This window comes from Streptomyces sp. NPDC048353 (assembly GCF_055587165.1).
The window spans coordinates 230,657-243,956 of the sequence record NZ_JBVJGU010000008.1; the positions used below are offsets into that span (position 1 = coordinate 230,657).

General features: G+C 70.5%; 12 protein-coding genes and 1 tRNA gene. 3 read left to right on the forward strand and 10 right to left on the reverse strand.

Features of this window, described 5'->3' with window-relative positions; translation table 11 throughout:
* Nucleotides 1-176 precede the first annotated feature (176 nt).
* Nucleotides 177-2,906, forward strand: coding sequence for a phosphoenolpyruvate carboxylase (ppc, locus tag ACZ6RC_RS27210; protein WP_391145634.1), 2,730 nt, complete (start codon nucleotides 177-179; stop codon nucleotides 2,904-2,906).
* Nucleotides 2,907-2,973: 67 nt separating this feature from the next.
* Here the strand turns inward: ppc and ACZ6RC_RS27215 are convergent, their stop codons facing one another.
* The 8 genes from ACZ6RC_RS27215 to ACZ6RC_RS27250 all read right to left on the reverse strand — a co-directional run bounded on the left by ACZ6RC_RS27215 (nucleotide 2,974) and on the right by ACZ6RC_RS27250 (nucleotide 9,475).
* Nucleotides 2,974-3,705, reverse strand: a complete 732-nt coding sequence (locus tag ACZ6RC_RS27215) for an LPXTG cell wall anchor domain-containing protein (protein WP_469587916.1) — start codon at nucleotides 3,703-3,705, stop codon at nucleotides 2,974-2,976.
* A 135-nt stretch (nucleotides 3,706-3,840) separates the two neighbouring features.
* Nucleotides 3,841-4,284: a hypothetical protein gene (locus tag ACZ6RC_RS27220; protein ID WP_469587919.1), complete on the reverse strand. Its 444-nt coding sequence runs from the start codon at nucleotides 4,282-4,284 to the stop codon at nucleotides 3,841-3,843.
* A gap of 39 nt (nucleotides 4,285-4,323) precedes the next feature.
* The gene (gene pth / locus ACZ6RC_RS27225) at nucleotides 4,324-4,920 is read right to left on the reverse strand and encodes an aminoacyl-tRNA hydrolase (RefSeq protein WP_391145628.1); all 597 of its coding nucleotides are present in this window, start codon (nucleotides 4,918-4,920) and stop codon (nucleotides 4,324-4,326) included.
* A 106-nt stretch (nucleotides 4,921-5,026) separates the two neighbouring features.
* Complete coding sequence (locus ACZ6RC_RS27230) at nucleotides 5,027-5,617, reverse strand: 50S ribosomal protein L25/general stress protein Ctc (RefSeq protein WP_391145626.1); 591 nt, start codon at nucleotides 5,615-5,617, stop codon at nucleotides 5,027-5,029.
* A gap of 247 nt (nucleotides 5,618-5,864) precedes the next feature.
* On the reverse strand, nucleotides 5,865-6,839 hold the full coding sequence (locus tag ACZ6RC_RS27235) for a ribose-phosphate diphosphokinase (protein WP_365715868.1): 975 nt from the start codon (nucleotides 6,837-6,839) through the stop codon (nucleotides 5,865-5,867).
* Nucleotides 6,840-6,960: 121 nt separating this feature from the next.
* The gene (gene glmU, locus ACZ6RC_RS27240; RefSeq protein WP_469588128.1) at nucleotides 6,961-8,409 is read right to left on the reverse strand and encodes a bifunctional UDP-N-acetylglucosamine diphosphorylase/glucosamine-1-phosphate N-acetyltransferase GlmU; all 1,449 of its coding nucleotides are present in this window, start codon (nucleotides 8,407-8,409) and stop codon (nucleotides 6,961-6,963) included.
* A gap of 106 nt (nucleotides 8,410-8,515) precedes the next feature.
* Nucleotides 8,516-8,587: transfer RNA gene (locus ACZ6RC_RS27245), tRNA-Gln, on the reverse strand.
* A gap of 6 nt (nucleotides 8,588-8,593) precedes the next feature.
* Complete coding sequence (locus tag ACZ6RC_RS27250) at nucleotides 8,594-9,475, reverse strand: hypothetical protein (RefSeq protein ID WP_469587923.1); 882 nt, start codon at nucleotides 9,473-9,475, stop codon at nucleotides 8,594-8,596.
* A gap of 154 nt (nucleotides 9,476-9,629) precedes the next feature.
* On the opposite strand from ACZ6RC_RS27250, the gene ACZ6RC_RS27255 reads away from it, so the two are divergent.
* Entirely contained in the window at nucleotides 9,630-10,955 is a 1,326-nt protein-coding gene (locus ACZ6RC_RS27255) for a sensor histidine kinase (protein WP_469587926.1), read from the forward strand.
* Nucleotides 10,956-11,055: 100 nt separating this feature from the next.
* Here ACZ6RC_RS27255 and ACZ6RC_RS27260 read toward each other — a convergent pair whose 3' ends face one another.
* Nucleotides 11,056-11,547: an SUKH-3 domain-containing protein gene (locus tag ACZ6RC_RS27260; RefSeq protein WP_391145615.1), complete on the reverse strand. Its 492-nt coding sequence runs from the start codon at nucleotides 11,545-11,547 to the stop codon at nucleotides 11,056-11,058.
* A 10-nt stretch (nucleotides 11,548-11,557) separates the two neighbouring features.
* Complete coding sequence (locus ACZ6RC_RS27265; RefSeq protein WP_391145613.1) at nucleotides 11,558-12,067, reverse strand: YwqJ-related putative deaminase; 510 nt, start codon at nucleotides 12,065-12,067, stop codon at nucleotides 11,558-11,560.
* A 244-nt stretch (nucleotides 12,068-12,311) separates the two neighbouring features.
* Between ACZ6RC_RS27265 and ACZ6RC_RS27270 the strand changes: the two genes are divergently transcribed.
* Nucleotides 12,312-13,298, forward strand: coding sequence for an SMI1/KNR4 family protein (locus ACZ6RC_RS27270; RefSeq protein ID WP_391145610.1), 987 nt, complete (start codon nucleotides 12,312-12,314; stop codon nucleotides 13,296-13,298).
* Nucleotides 13,299-13,300: the final 2 nt, after the last annotated feature.

Here is a 13,300-nt window from a genome sequence, read left to right on the forward strand (position 1 = left end):
TCCGTAACCTACGGCGACGTAAGTATGGCAGCGCGGTGGCGCGCGGCAAGAGGGCGCGACAGGGCCACCGGCGGCGCCGCGCCCGCGGACACCTATCCTGGGTGCGTCGGACAGCGCGGTCCGCAAGCCTCCAGAACCCCTCCAGACGTGCTCAAACACTGCAAGGAGCCGCACCTGTGAGCAGTGCCGACCAGTCCTCCACCGCCAGCGCCGAGCTGCGTTCCGACATCCGCCGACTGGGCGACCTCCTGGGCGAGACCCTCGTCCGCCAGGAGGGCCACGACCTCCTCGACCTCGTCGAGAAGGTCCGCCGCCTCACCCGCGAGGACGGCGAGGCCGCCGCCGAGCTGCTCGGCGACACCGACCTCGAGACCGCCGCCAAGCTCGTCCGCGCCTTCTCCACCTACTTCCACCTGGCGAACGTCACCGAGCAGGTCCACCGCGGCCGCGAGATGCGCGACCGGCGCGCCGCCGAGGGCGGGCTCCTCGCCCGCACCGCCGACATGCTCAAGGACGGCGACCCCGAGCACGTCCGGGCCACCGTCAAGAACCTCAACGTCCGGCCCGTCTTCACGGCCCACCCCACCGAGGCCGCCCGCCGCTCCGTCCTCAACAAGCTGCGCCGCATCGCCGCCCTCCTGGAGACCCCGGTCATCGAGGCCGACCGGCGCCGCCACGACCTCCGGCTCGCCGAGAACATCGACCTCATCTGGCAGACCGACGAACTCCGCGTCGTACGCCCCGAGCCGGCCGACGAAGCCCGCAACGCCATCTATTACCTCGACGAACTCCACGCCAACGCCGTCGGCGACGTCCTCGAGGACCTCGCCGCCGAACTCGAACGCGTCGGCGTCGAACTCCCGCCCGGCACCCGCCCCCTCACCTTCGGCACCTGGATCGGCGGCGACCGCGACGGCAACCCCAACGTCACCCCCGCCGTCACCTGGGACGTGCTGATCCTCCAGCACGAACACGGCATCAACGACGCCCTCGACCTCATCGACGAGCTGCGCGGCTTCCTCTCCAACTCCATCCGCTACGCCGGAGCCACCGACGAGCTCCTCGGCTCCCTCCAGGCCGACCTCGAACGACTGCCCGAGATCAGCCCGCGGTACAAGCGCCTCAACGCCGAGGAGCCCTACCGCCTCAAGGCCACCTGCATCCGCCAGAAGCTCGTCAACACCCGCGAGCGCCTGGCCAAGGGCACCCCCCACCAGGCCGGCCGCGACTACCTCGGCACCGCCGAACTGGTCCAGGACCTCGCCCTCATCCAGACCTCCCTGCGCGAGCACCGCGGCGGCCTCTTCGCCGACGGCCGGATGGACCGCACCATCCGCACCCTCACCGCCTTCGGCCTCCAGCTCGCCACCATGGACGTCCGCGAACACGCCGACGCCCACCACCACGCCCTCGGCCAGCTCTTCGACCGGCTCGGCGAGGAGTCCTGGCGCTACGCCGACATGCCCCGCGACTACCGGCAGAAGCTCCTCGCCAAGGAACTGCGCTCCCGCCGCCCCCTCGCGCCCACCCCGGCCCCCCTCGACGCCGCCGGCGAGAAGACCCTCGGTGTGTTCCACACCATCAAGGAGTCCTTCGAGCGCTTCGGCCCCGAGGTCATCGAGTCGTACATCATCTCGATGTGCCAGGGAGCCGACGACGTCTTCGCCGCCGCCGTCCTCGCCCGCGAGGCCGGCCTCATCGACCTGCACGCCGGCTGGGCCAAGATCGGCATCGTGCCGCTCCTGGAGACCACCGACGAGCTCAAGGCCGCCGACGTCATCCTCGACGGCATGCTCGCCGACCCCTCCTACCGCCGGCTCGTCTCCCTCCGCGGCGACGTCCAGGAGGTCATGCTCGGATACTCCGACTCCTCCAAGTTCGGCGGCATCACCACCAGCCAGTGGGAGATCCACCGCGCCCAGCGCCGCCTCCGCGACGTCGCACACCGCTACGGCGTACGCCTCCGCCTCTTCCACGGCCGCGGCGGCACCGTCGGCCGCGGCGGCGGCCCCTCCCACGACGCCATCCTCGCCCAGCCCTGGGGAACCCTGGAGGGCGAGATCAAGGTGACCGAACAGGGCGAGGTCATCTCCGACAAGTACCTCATCCCGTCCCTCGCCCGCGAGAACCTCGAACTCACCGTCGCCGCCACCCTGCAGGCCTCCGCCCTGCACACCGCGCCCCGGCAGTCCGACGAAGCCCTCGCCCGCTGGGACGCGGCCATGGACACCGCCTCCGAGGCCGCCCACACCGCCTACCGCAGGCTCGTCGAGGACCCCGACCTGCCGACGTACTTCCTCGCCTCGACCCCGGTCGACCAGCTCGCCGACCTGCACCTGGGCTCGCGGCCCTCCCGCCGCCCCGGCTCGGGCGTCTCCCTCGACGGCCTCCGGGCCATCCCGTGGGTCTTCGGCTGGACCCAGTCACGGCAGATCGTCCCCGGCTGGTTCGGCGTCGGATCCGGCCTCAAGGCCCTGCGCGAGGCCGGTCTCGACCCGGTCCTCGGCGAGATGTACGAGCAGTGGCACTTCTTCCGCAACTTCCTCTCCAACGTCGAGATGACGCTCGCGAAGACCGACCTGCGGATCGCCCGCCACTACGTCGACACCCTGGTCCCCGACGACCTCAAGCACGTCTTCGACACCATCGAGGCCGAGCACGCGCTGACCGTCGCCGAGGTCCTCAAGATCACCGGCGGCGAGAAGCTCCTGGACTCCAACCCGGTCCTCCAGCAGACCTTCGCCATCCGCGACGCCTACCTGGACCCGATCTCCTACCTCCAGGTCGCCCTCCTCGCCCGCCAGCGCGCGGCCGTCGAGCGCGACGAGGCCCCCGACCCCCTCCTCGCCCGCGCCCTGCTCCTCACGGTCAACGGCGTCGCGGCCGGGCTCCGCAACACCGGCTGACACCCGCCCCGACACGCAAGTGCCCCCACCGGCCCGGCCGGTGGGGGCACCCTTGTTTCCGTAGACGTCAGTGCTGCCCGGCCCTGCGACGACGGGTCACCAGGAAGCCACCGACACCCGCGAGGGCGACGGCCACGGCGGCGATGGCACCCACAGGGGCACCCGCACCGGTCTCGGCCAGGCCGCCCTCGGAACCGCCCTGGCCGCCACCCTGCTCACCGGGGGCTCCGGGGGAGGGAGACGCGGACGCGCCCGGAGTTCCGGTGCCGGGGGTCTCCGCGCCGGGGGTCTCCGTACCGGGCGTCTCCGTACCGGGCGTTCCCGTACCAGGAGTCCCGGTACCGGGCGTCTCGCTACCCGGGCCGGCGGGCTCGCACTCGCTCTTGAAGACCTTGTGCTTCGGCGCGCCCTTCTTGCCCTCGAAGTCCCAGAACAGCTTGTACTGCCCGTCGGGAAGGGTCATGTCCTCGGTGCGCTCGTGACCGTCCGCATCGAGCGTGAGGGCACCCGACTTGACGACGGTGCCCTTGTCCTGGTCGTTCTTCGCCCAGGCCTTGATCTGCCAGTCCACCTTCTGACCGGCGTCGAACCCGAAGGCGTCCAGGTAGAACGCGCAGACCTTGGGCTCGTTCTTACGGAGCTCCTCACCGGTCTTCGCGTCATGGATCTTCACGGTGCCGTTGTCCCCCTTCGGGTCACCCTTGGGGTTGCCCGTGGCGGAAGCGGCGGGAGCCAGCAGCAACGAAGCGGCCACCACGGAGGTGACGACGGTGCCGGCGGAAATCAGGGAACGTCTCATAAGGGCTGTCCAACGGAGATGAGAGGGCCGTGGGGGGCGGCGGCCGTAGCCTAACCGGAACCCCGTCCCGCACTTACCCCGCGCGCATAACGATCGGAACGCGCAGCCCACCGACCAGAGCCGCCCCGCCCGCCCTCACAACGCGAAGAACGCCCCCAGCAGCAACGCCCCGCCCAGACCCGCCGCCGACCACGCCGTACGCGTCATCCGCAGCCCGCCGCCCACCACCGGCGCCGCCAGCAGCAACGCCCCGCCCAGCGGCAGCCAGGCGTGCAGACCGCCACCCCACCCCGTGCGCACCGCCTCGTCCGTCCCCGGCTTCACCACCACCGGCAGCGTCTGGCCCTTCGCCGCCGCCACCGAATGCTCGATCCTCAGCGACGCGTGCGGCGAAGCGGGACCCTCCGGGACATAACGCCCCCTGCACGTCTCCTCGTCGCAGCCGGTCACCGTCAACGTGCCGTGCTCACGGCCCTTGGGAAGCAGGACATGCTGCGCCGTCTCCCACGACGACCAGACGCCCGCGACGACGAGCAACAGGGCGACCAGAGCCATGGCGGCGTTACGGGCGTGGTTCATGACCCGCGATCGTACAGTCGTACCCCCGCGCCCGCCCCGTCAGGAGTTGTACGCCGACTGCGCCCGCTCCAGACCCTCCGCCACCAGGCACTCCACCCCGTCGGCGGCCCGGTCCACGAAATAGTCCAACTCCTTGCGCTCCGAGGACGAGAAGTCCTTCAGAACGAAATCCGCCACCTGCATCCGCCCCGGCGGACGACCGATACCGAACCGCAACCGGTGATAGTCCGCGCCCATCGCCTTCGTCATCGACTTCAGCCCGTTGTGGCCGTTGTCCCCGCCGCCCAGCTTGAGCCGCAGCACCCCGTAGTCGATGTCCAACTCGTCATGCACAGCCACGATGCGCGCCGTCGGCACCTTGTAGAAATCACGCAACGCCGTCACCGGCCCACCGGACAGGTTCATGTACGACATGGGCTTCGCCAGGATCACCCGACGGTTCGCCGGCCCGGGCGGACCCATCCGCCCCTCCACGACCTGCGCCTGCGCCTTCTGCGCCCGCTTGAACTTCCCGCCGATCCGCGCGGCCAGCAGATCCACCACCATGAACCCGACGTTGTGCCGATGGGCCGCGTACTCCGGGCCCGGATTCCCGAGACCGACGATCAGCCAGGGGGCGTTCGCGTCATCCGTCATGTGCGTCACGTCTCCTCGAATGCGTCCACACCTGCGTACAGAGAAACGGGGTGACGGACCGCCTGCGCGGCCCGCCACCCCGTCACGTCGGACAAGAGCCTACGGCTCAGGCCTCCGCGCCCTCGGTCTCACCCTCGGCGTCGGCGGCCGGCTCCTCGGCCTGCGCGGCCAGGATCTGGATGACGACGGCCTCGGGGTCGGTCGACAGCGTGGTGCCCTTCGGCAGCTCGACGTCCTTCGCGTGGATGGAGTCGCCGGCCGACAGGCCCTCGATGGAGACGGTGACGGAGGTCGGGATGTGCGTGGCCTCGGTGTCGACGGAGAGCGTGTTCAGCACGTTCTCGACCAGGAAGGCACCCGGGGCGAGCTCGCCCTCGGTCTCGACGACGACCTCGACGGTGACCGTCTCGCCCTTCTTCACCAGCAGCAGGTCGACGTGCTCCAGGAAGCCCTTCAGCGGGTCGCGCTGCACGGCCTTCGGGATCGCCAGCTCGGAGGTGCCACCGAGGTCCAGCGACAGCAGGACGTTCGGCGTACGCAGGGCGAGCAGCAGCTCGTGGCCCGGAAGGGTGACGTGGACCGGCTCGGTGCCGTGACCGTACAGAACGCCGGGAACCTTGTTCTCGCGACGGATACGGCGGGCAGCGCCCTTGCCGAACTCGGTACGCGTCTCAGTGGCGATCTTGACCTCGGACATATGCACTCCTCGTAAGCAGAAAAGGGACAGTCTGGCGGCTACCCGGCCACGACTGGCCTGCTACGAAGAGCGCGTCGATAACGGACCGCCGCACCACCACGGGTACGGCCTCCCTCGCCGAGCAACTACGGCAGTCTACTCGCCCACCCCCCGGCCACCCAACTCGATCACCACGAAGGGCCGCCCACGACGAAGGCCGCCCTCCCGCCACACGGGAGAACGGCCCACGCCCACCTCTCGCCGAGGCCTACTGCTCCTCGAAGAGGCTCGTCACCGAGCCGTCCTCGAACACCTCGCGCACCGCGCGCGCGATCGTCGGCGCGATGGACAGCACCGTGATCTTGTCCAGCTCCAGCGAGCTGGGGTCGGGCAGCGTGTCCGTGAACACGAACTCGCTCACCTTCGAGTTCTTCAGGCGGTCCGCCGCCGGACCCGACAGGATGCCGTGCGTCGCCGTCACGATGACGTCCTCCGCGCCGTGGGCGAACAGCGCGTCCGCCGCGGCGCAGATCGTGCCACCCGTGTCGATCATGTCGTCGACCAGCACACACACCCGGCCCTCGACGTCACCCACGACCTCGTGCACCGTCACCTGATTGGCGACGTCCTTGTCACGACGCTTGTGCACGATCGCCAGCGGCGCGTCCAGACGGTCGCACCAGCGGTCGGCGACCCGCACCCGGCCCGCGTCCGGGGAGACGATCGTCAGCTTCGCCCGGTCGACCTTCGCGCCCACGTAGTCCGCCAGCACCGGCAGCGCCGACAGATGGTCCACCGGACCGTCGAAGAAGCCCTGGATCTGGTCCGTGTGCAGATCCACCGTGAGGATCCGGTCGGCACCCGCCGTCTTCAGCATGTCGGCGATCAGACGGGCCGAGATCGGCTCCCTGCCACGGTGCTTCTTGTCCTGACGGGCATAGCCGTACGACGGGATGATCACCGTGATGCTCCGGGCCGAGGCCCGCTTCAGCGCATCCAGCATGATCAGCTGTTCCATGATCCACTTATTGATCGGAGCCGTGTGGCTCTGGATCAGGAAGCAGTCCGCGCCACGAGCCGACTCCTGAAAACGAACGTAGATCTCACCGTTCGCGAAGTCGAAAGCCTTGGTCGGCACGAGACCGACACCCAGCTGGTGTGCGACCTCCTCGGCCAGCTCGGGGTGGGCGCGGCCGGAGAAGAGCATCAGCTTCTTCTCGCCGGTCGTCTTGATCCCGGTCACAGCACTGTCTCCTCAGACGTGTTCCCTGGCCGCGACCAACGAGCTTTCGTGCGCGCGTGCGAGCCAGCCGAATTTATGTGCACGTATCACGGTACGCCGAGTTCGACGCACCTGTTTCCGGTCAGCCTTCGCCGCCAGGCCCCTCCACGGCCGCCTGAGCAGCCTGCGCGGCCGCGCTCCCCGGCCGCTTCCGCGCCACCCAACCCTCGATATTCCGCTGCTGGCCGCGGGCGACAGCCAGCGAACCCGCCGGAACATCCTTCGTGATCACCGAACCGGCAGCCGTATAGGCACCGTCCCCGATCGTGATGGGAGCCACAAACATGTTGTCCGACCCTGTCCGGCAGTGCGAACCGATCGTCGTGTGGTGCTTCGCCTCGCCGTCGTAGTTCACGAACACGCTCGCCGCGCCGATATTGGTGTACTCACCGATCGTCGCGTCCCCCACGTACGACAGGTGCGGAACCTTCGTCCCCTCACCGATCGTCGCGTTCTTCATCTCCACATACGTCCCGGCCTTGGCCTTCACACCGAGCCGCGTCCCCGGACGCAGATACGCGAACGGCCCCACCGAAGCGCTCTCGCCGATCTCGGCCGAATCGGCGACCGTGTTGTCCACCCGCGCGCCCCTGCCGACCGTCGTGTCCTTCAGACGCGAGTTCGGACCCACCTCGGCGTCCTCGCCGATATGCGTCGTACCCAGCAGCTGCGTCCCCGGGTGCACGATCGCGTCCCGCTCGAACGTCACCGTCACGTCCACCAGCACCGACGACGGATCCACCACCGTCACGCCCGCCGTCATCGCCCGCTCGAGGAGCCGCCGGTTCAGCAGCGCCCGCGCCTCGGCCAGCTGCACCCGGTTGTTGATCCCCAGGATCTCCCGGTGATCGGCGGCCACCGACGCACCCACCCGATGACCCGCCTCACGCAGGATCGACAGCACGTCGGTGAGGTACTCCTCGCCCTGGCTGTTGTCCGTCCGCACCTTCCCCAGCGCGTCCGCCAGCAGCCGGCCGTCGAACGCGAACACCCCGGAATTGATCTCCCTGATCGCCCGCTGCGCGTCCGACGCGTCCTTGTGCTCCACGATCGCCGTGACCGCGCCACTGACCTCGTCCCGCACGATCCGTCCGTACCCCGTCGAATCCGGGACCTCCGCGGTCAGCACCGTCACGGCGTTCCCGTCGGCCGCGTGCGTGGCGGCCAGCTCCCGCAGCGTCTCCCCGGAGAGCAGGGGGGTGTCCCCGCAGACGACGACGACCGTGCCGTCGGGCGCCGCGCCCAGCTCCTCGAGACCCATCCGGACGGCGTGCCCGGTGCCGTTCTGCTCGTGCTGCACGGCGGTACGCGTGCCGGCGTAGTGCGCGTCGAGATGCGCGGACACCTGCTCACGGGCGTGCCCGACGACCACGACGAGGCTCTCCGGCTCCAGCTCGCGCGCGGCGGAGACGACATGTCCGACGAGCGAGCGCCCGGCGATCTCGTGCAGGACCTTGGGAGTCTTGGACTTCATGCGGGTGCCCTCACCCGCTGCGAGGACGACGACGGCGGCCGGGCGGTTGGCGCTCACGGGAATGCCCTTCGGCTTCGGGTGGTGGACAACCGCAGGATACCGGGGGGTTTCGGGGCGCAAACGAGTGCGGGTCCTGACCGTGGAGGTCAGGACCCGAGCTTCGCTCCGCCGGCTGGATTCGAACCAGCGTCTCAAGGCTCCAAAGGCCTGCGGGATGCCGCTACCCCACGGCGGATCTACGTCAGACCTTACCGGAGGGATCGCCCGGGCCGGTCCCGCCCACCGACCTCACCATGCCGGCCCACCATCCCTCGATACGCCGGTAGAGCTCGGCGCCTTTGGAGACGCGGATCACGAGACACCCTCGGTAGTCCTCGCCGGTGTTCTTCCGGAGGGTCTTGGGGTTGTGCCGCTTGATGGTCGTCTTCCGGAACGTGTCCACGTCGACGCCCACCAGATCGGCCCAGTAGCGCTCGGCCCCCTCGACATCCGCCGTCATGTGGATCATGACCCGGAAGGTGAGCCGGTCCGGCTCGATCCCCAGGAGGCGTAACCAGGCCATGTACACCCGGATGACGCCGGGGTCGCTGTTCACGAAGAGGACGTTCTCCCTCCGCGAGTAGGGCTTGTCCTTCGCGCCCTCTGCCCAATAGAGGGCGGCCCCGGCGAGCAGGAGTTCCCGCTCGGTCAGCCTGCCGACGTCCTGCGCTGCGGCGTCCTTGGTCCTCTGCCGTGCGACGTCGCGCACGGCGAGCTCGTGTTCCCACCGCTTGCGCGCGGCGAGCCTCGCCTGCTCCGCGGCGTCACGGCGCTCCGGCTTCGGGAGGTCCCGCACCCACAGCGAGATCGAGCTCTTCGAGCAGCCCAGCTCCAGCTGGATCTGGTCGTAGGTCAGGCCCTGGAGGCGCAGCTCCCTCGCCTTCGCGCGGAGGTCGTCCTTCGCCCTCGGGCGCTTCGTCCATTCCGGTGCGGGCTCGCCCCGCACGAGGCGCTGGAGGATGTCGTTGTTGTAGACCTGGAGGCGGTCGCGGATCCGGCGGAGGCTGAGGCCCTCGCGGCGTAGGGCGATCGCCTGTTCGCGCAGGGTCTCGAAGTCCGCGTAGCGGTTCGTTTCGGGTGTCATGGGGCCAGCGTTGTCCGGAATGCGGACGTCCGGGTCGAAAGTGTGGGCGATTCAGTAGTTCGAGGGACTGCTCTGTGTGCGGCGTTGACATGCGGAACTTCGGGGTCCGGCGCTCTCCGGAAAACGGGTCGCCGTCGCCCGTAGTCTGGGAGTCATGACCGTAACGGGGGCGCACCAGGAGGCCACGGGTTCGACCGCCCGTGGGCCGTGGTGGTGGGAGAGACGGCGTGGCGCGGTGCTCGACATCGGGCTGGCCGTGGTGTCGGCGCTCGAGTGCGCGCTGGAGGGGGTGGCGTTCGCCGGGCAGGCGTCGCTGCCGGTGCCGGTGGGGGTGTTGTTCGGCCTGCTGGCGGGGTCCGTGCTGGTGGTGCGGCGGCGGTGGCCGATCACGGTGGTGCTGGTCTCGATCGCGATCACGCCGGCCGAGATGGGCTATCTGATGGGGATCGTCGGGCTCTACACGCTCGCCGCTTCCGAGGTGCCGCGCCGGATCACGGCGGCGCTGGCGGGGATGTCGACGGTCGCGGTGTTCCTGGTGACGGTGGTGCGGCTGCGGCAGGACGTGGCCCAGGCCGATGTGGATCAGCGGGATTTCGATCCGAGTGGCTGGTACGTCCCGGTCGTCTCGCTGTTCATGACCTTGGGGCTGAACGCTCCGCCGGTGTTGTTCGGTCTGTACATCGGTGCGCGGCGCAGGCTCATGGAGAGTCTGCGGGAGCGGGCGGACAGCCTGGAGCAGGAGTTGTCGTTGCTCGCGGACCGGGCGGAGCAGCGGGCGCAGTGGGCGCGGCAGGAGGAGCGGACGCGGATCGCGCGGGAGATGCACGACGTGGTGGCGCACCGGGTGTCGTTGATGGTGGTGCACGCGGCGGCGTTGCAGGCGGTGGCGTTGAAGGATCCGCAGAAGGCGGTGCGGAACGCGGCGCTGGTGGGGGACATGGGCCGGCAGGCGTTGACGGAGTTGCGGGAGATGTTGGGGGTGCTGCGGGAGGGGGCGGCTCCGGCTCCGGCGGCGGTGCCGTTGGCGGCGGTGGGTCTGGCGGCCGCGGCGGCGGCGGAGGCGGCTTCGGAGGACGGGCCGTGTCTGGACGCGCTGGAGTCGTTGGTGGAGCAGTCGCGGCAGGCGGGTGCGGTGGTGGAGCTGGTGGTCTCGGGGGAGGTGCGGGTGTACGGGGCGGAGGTGGAGCGTACGGCGTACCGGGTGGTCCAGGAGGCGTTGACGAACGTCCACAAGCACGCGGCGGGGGCGAGGGTCGTGGTCCGGTTGGCGCACCGGGGTGGCGAGGTGGCCATGCAGGTGGAGAACGGCCCGTCGGACGGGGCGGCGACGGGCGCGGATCTGCCGAGCGGGGGGAACGGCCTGGTGGGGATGCGGGAGCGTGTGTCGCGTCTGGGGGGCGTGTTCGTATCGGGGCCGACGGACGCGGGCGGTTTTCGGGTGTCGGCGGTGTTGCCGGCGCCTGAGGAGCGGGCTGCGTAAGGCGCGTCGGGGCAGGCCGGAGGGCTGCGCGGCGCGGGCCCGTCGGCCCGCCGTTCGGTCGGCCCGCGGCCGGTGGGCCCGCGTTCGGCCGGTCGGCCGTTCAGCCCGTGACGAGTCGGGCCGGTTGCACCCCGGTGACCAGGGTGGACAGCGCCGTGTCGATGTCGCGGCCGAGGAACCAGTCGCCCGTGTGGTCGAGGCTGTAGACCCGCCCCTCCTGGTCGATCGCGAGGACCGCCTGGTGGTCTCCCTCTTCGCCGAGCGGGGCGATCCGGGTGTCCAGCGCGCGGCCGAGGTCGGCGAGGGTGCGGGCGATGTGGAGCCCGGCGAGCGGGTCGAAGCGCACGGTGGCCGGGGCGATCTGGCGTCCGGCGCCGGGGGCCGTGAGGCTCAGGCCGCCGAATTCGGCCCAGGCCTCGACGGCGGCCGGGAAGACGTGGTGGCGGTGGCCGGCCGGGGAGACGTGGGCGCGCAGCGTGTCGGCCCAGTGTTCGGCGAGCTTGATGTCCCAGCGGCCGGGCTGCCAGCCGGCCTCGCGGAGGGCGGCGTCGACGTTGACCGGGAACCGGGTGGTGCTCAGGTGGTCGGGCATGGAGGTGCGGTCAGCCGTTCTCGACAGTCGAGGTGGGGTCGACGGTGCGGACACCGAAGTGGGCGAGCATCGCCGTACAGGAGCGGCAGGGTGCGGCGTAGCTGCCGTGGAGGGGGTCGCCGTCCTCGCGGATGCGGCGGGCGGTCAGTTTGGCGTGCTTGAGCGAGCGGCGGGCCTCGCTGTGGGTGAGGGGCTTGCGCTGGGCGCGCTTGGAGCGCGCGGAGTCGGTCGCCGAGAGGTGGCGGGAGAGCAGGATCGCCTCGGGGCAGCGGCCGGTGAAGCGTTCGCGCTGGCCGCTGGTGAGGGTGTCCAGGAAGTCCTGGACGAGGGGGTGCAGGGCGGGCGGCCGGTCGCCGCGGCCGGCGGTGCAGGTGAGGGTCTCGCCGCGCACGGACAGGGCGGCGCCGACGGTGGGGAGGATCCCGTCGCGGCGGAAGCGCAGTAACGGTGCGCGCGTCGGTTCGGTGCTGCTCCAGTTGAGGCGTGGGTCACCCTGTGTGGGCGTCGGTGCTGCGTACATGGTGCGTTTCTTCCCCTCCTGCAATCCCCCGAGTTGCGGGAACAGACTGCCAAATGGGGCACCTCCTGGGGAAGCGGGGCACGGAAACACGCCGACGGTGTGTCGTAACTATCGCCGGTGCGTCATCCGGTCGTGACAGTTGGTCACGGGGTGTGGTCGTGGCCGTATCGGGCCGGGTCGGGGGGTTGTGGCAGCGCTTAGGCTGTGCGGAATCAGCCAGCAGCCAGCGCAGGGGGCATCCGCCATGACGACAGGTCGGCTCGGGCAGTCAGCCGCGCCACCGAACGCGGCCTATGCCGGGCAGGTCGTGCACTTCCCGGACCCGGTCCGGGCTTCCCGGCATCCCCGAGGGGTGCGGGTGGACGAGCAGGGCTACCCGGACTTCTCTCCGTACGCCCGTGCGGCGGCGGAGATCGCGGAGCCGCCGGAGGGGTTCGGCGTCGACGAGCTGCGGCTGACGGACTACGTCTCGGCGAACGCGGCGCTGGCGGCGACGGGCCACGCGTTGTGGGACACGATTCCGGCGGTGGCGACTCCGCACGGCTGGACGTGGCACCACGTGGCGGGCGGCCGGCGGATGGAGCTGGTGCCGGTCGAGGTGAAGGCGTTGCTGCGTCACCACGGCGGGGTCACGACGGCGGCGGTGGACCAGACGAAGCGGGGGACGCGTCCCCTGCAGGAGACCCGGCCGGCGCACTTCGCGGTGCCGAAGGGCCGCGTCGCGGTGTCGGAGCAGCAGCTGCTGGGTGTGGAGGAGGACCTGGGGTACCGCCTGCCGGGTGCGTACCGCTCCTTCCTGAAGGCGGCGGGCGGGTGCGCGCCGGTGGGCGCGGCGCTCGACGCGGAGCTGGGGCTCCTGCTGGACCAGCCGTTCTTCACGGTGCGGGAGGAGGCGGGGGTCAATGACCTCGTGTACGTCAACAAGTGTCTGCGGGACCACCTGACGAAGGACTACCTGGGTGTGGCGTTCGCGCAGGGCGGGATCGTCGCGGTGAAGGTGAAGGGCGATCGGGTCGGGTCGGTGTGGTTCTGCGCGTACGACGACGCGCGGGATCAGGACGGCTGGACGGTGCAGGAGCGGGTGGAGCGGTTGCTGTTGCCGTGCGGTGAGGATTTCGATGTCTTCCTGCAGCGTCTGGCGGGCAATCCGCCGGAGCTGGAGACGGTGGCGAACCTGATGGTGGACGGCGGGTTCGCCCGTGCGGTGCCCGTGGTCCCGGTAGGGGAGTGAAG

Excerpts from the sequence above, each read along its gene's own strand:
- ACZ6RC_RS27230 (WP_391145626.1), bottom strand. The coding sequence starts at position 5,617 with ATGTCCGAGGTCAAGATCGCCACTGAGACGCGTACCGAGTTCGGCAAG.
- pth (WP_391145628.1), bottom strand. The coding sequence starts at position 4,920 with ATGACGGATGACGCGAACGCCCCCTGGCTGATCGTCGGTCTCGGGAAT.
- ACZ6RC_RS27270 (WP_391145610.1), top strand. The coding sequence starts at position 12,312 with ATGACGACAGGTCGGCTCGGGCAGTCAGCCGCGCCACCGAACGCGGCC.
- ACZ6RC_RS27260 (WP_391145615.1), bottom strand. The coding sequence starts at position 11,547 with ATGCCCGACCACCTGAGCACCACCCGGTTCCCGGTCAACGTCGACGCC.
- ACZ6RC_RS27265 (WP_391145613.1), bottom strand. The coding sequence starts at position 12,067 with ATGTACGCAGCACCGACGCCCACACAGGGTGACCCACGCCTCAACTGG.
- ACZ6RC_RS27215 (WP_469587916.1), bottom strand. The coding sequence starts at position 3,705 with ATGAGACGTTCCCTGATTTCCGCCGGCACCGTCGTCACCTCCGTGGTG.
- ACZ6RC_RS27220 (WP_469587919.1), bottom strand. The coding sequence starts at position 4,284 with ATGAACCACGCCCGTAACGCCGCCATGGCTCTGGTCGCCCTGTTGCTC.
- ACZ6RC_RS27250 (WP_469587923.1), bottom strand. The coding sequence starts at position 9,475 with ATGACACCCGAAACGAACCGCTACGCGGACTTCGAGACCCTGCGCGAA.
- ACZ6RC_RS27255 (WP_469587926.1), top strand. The coding sequence starts at position 9,630 with ATGACCGTAACGGGGGCGCACCAGGAGGCCACGGGTTCGACCGCCCGT.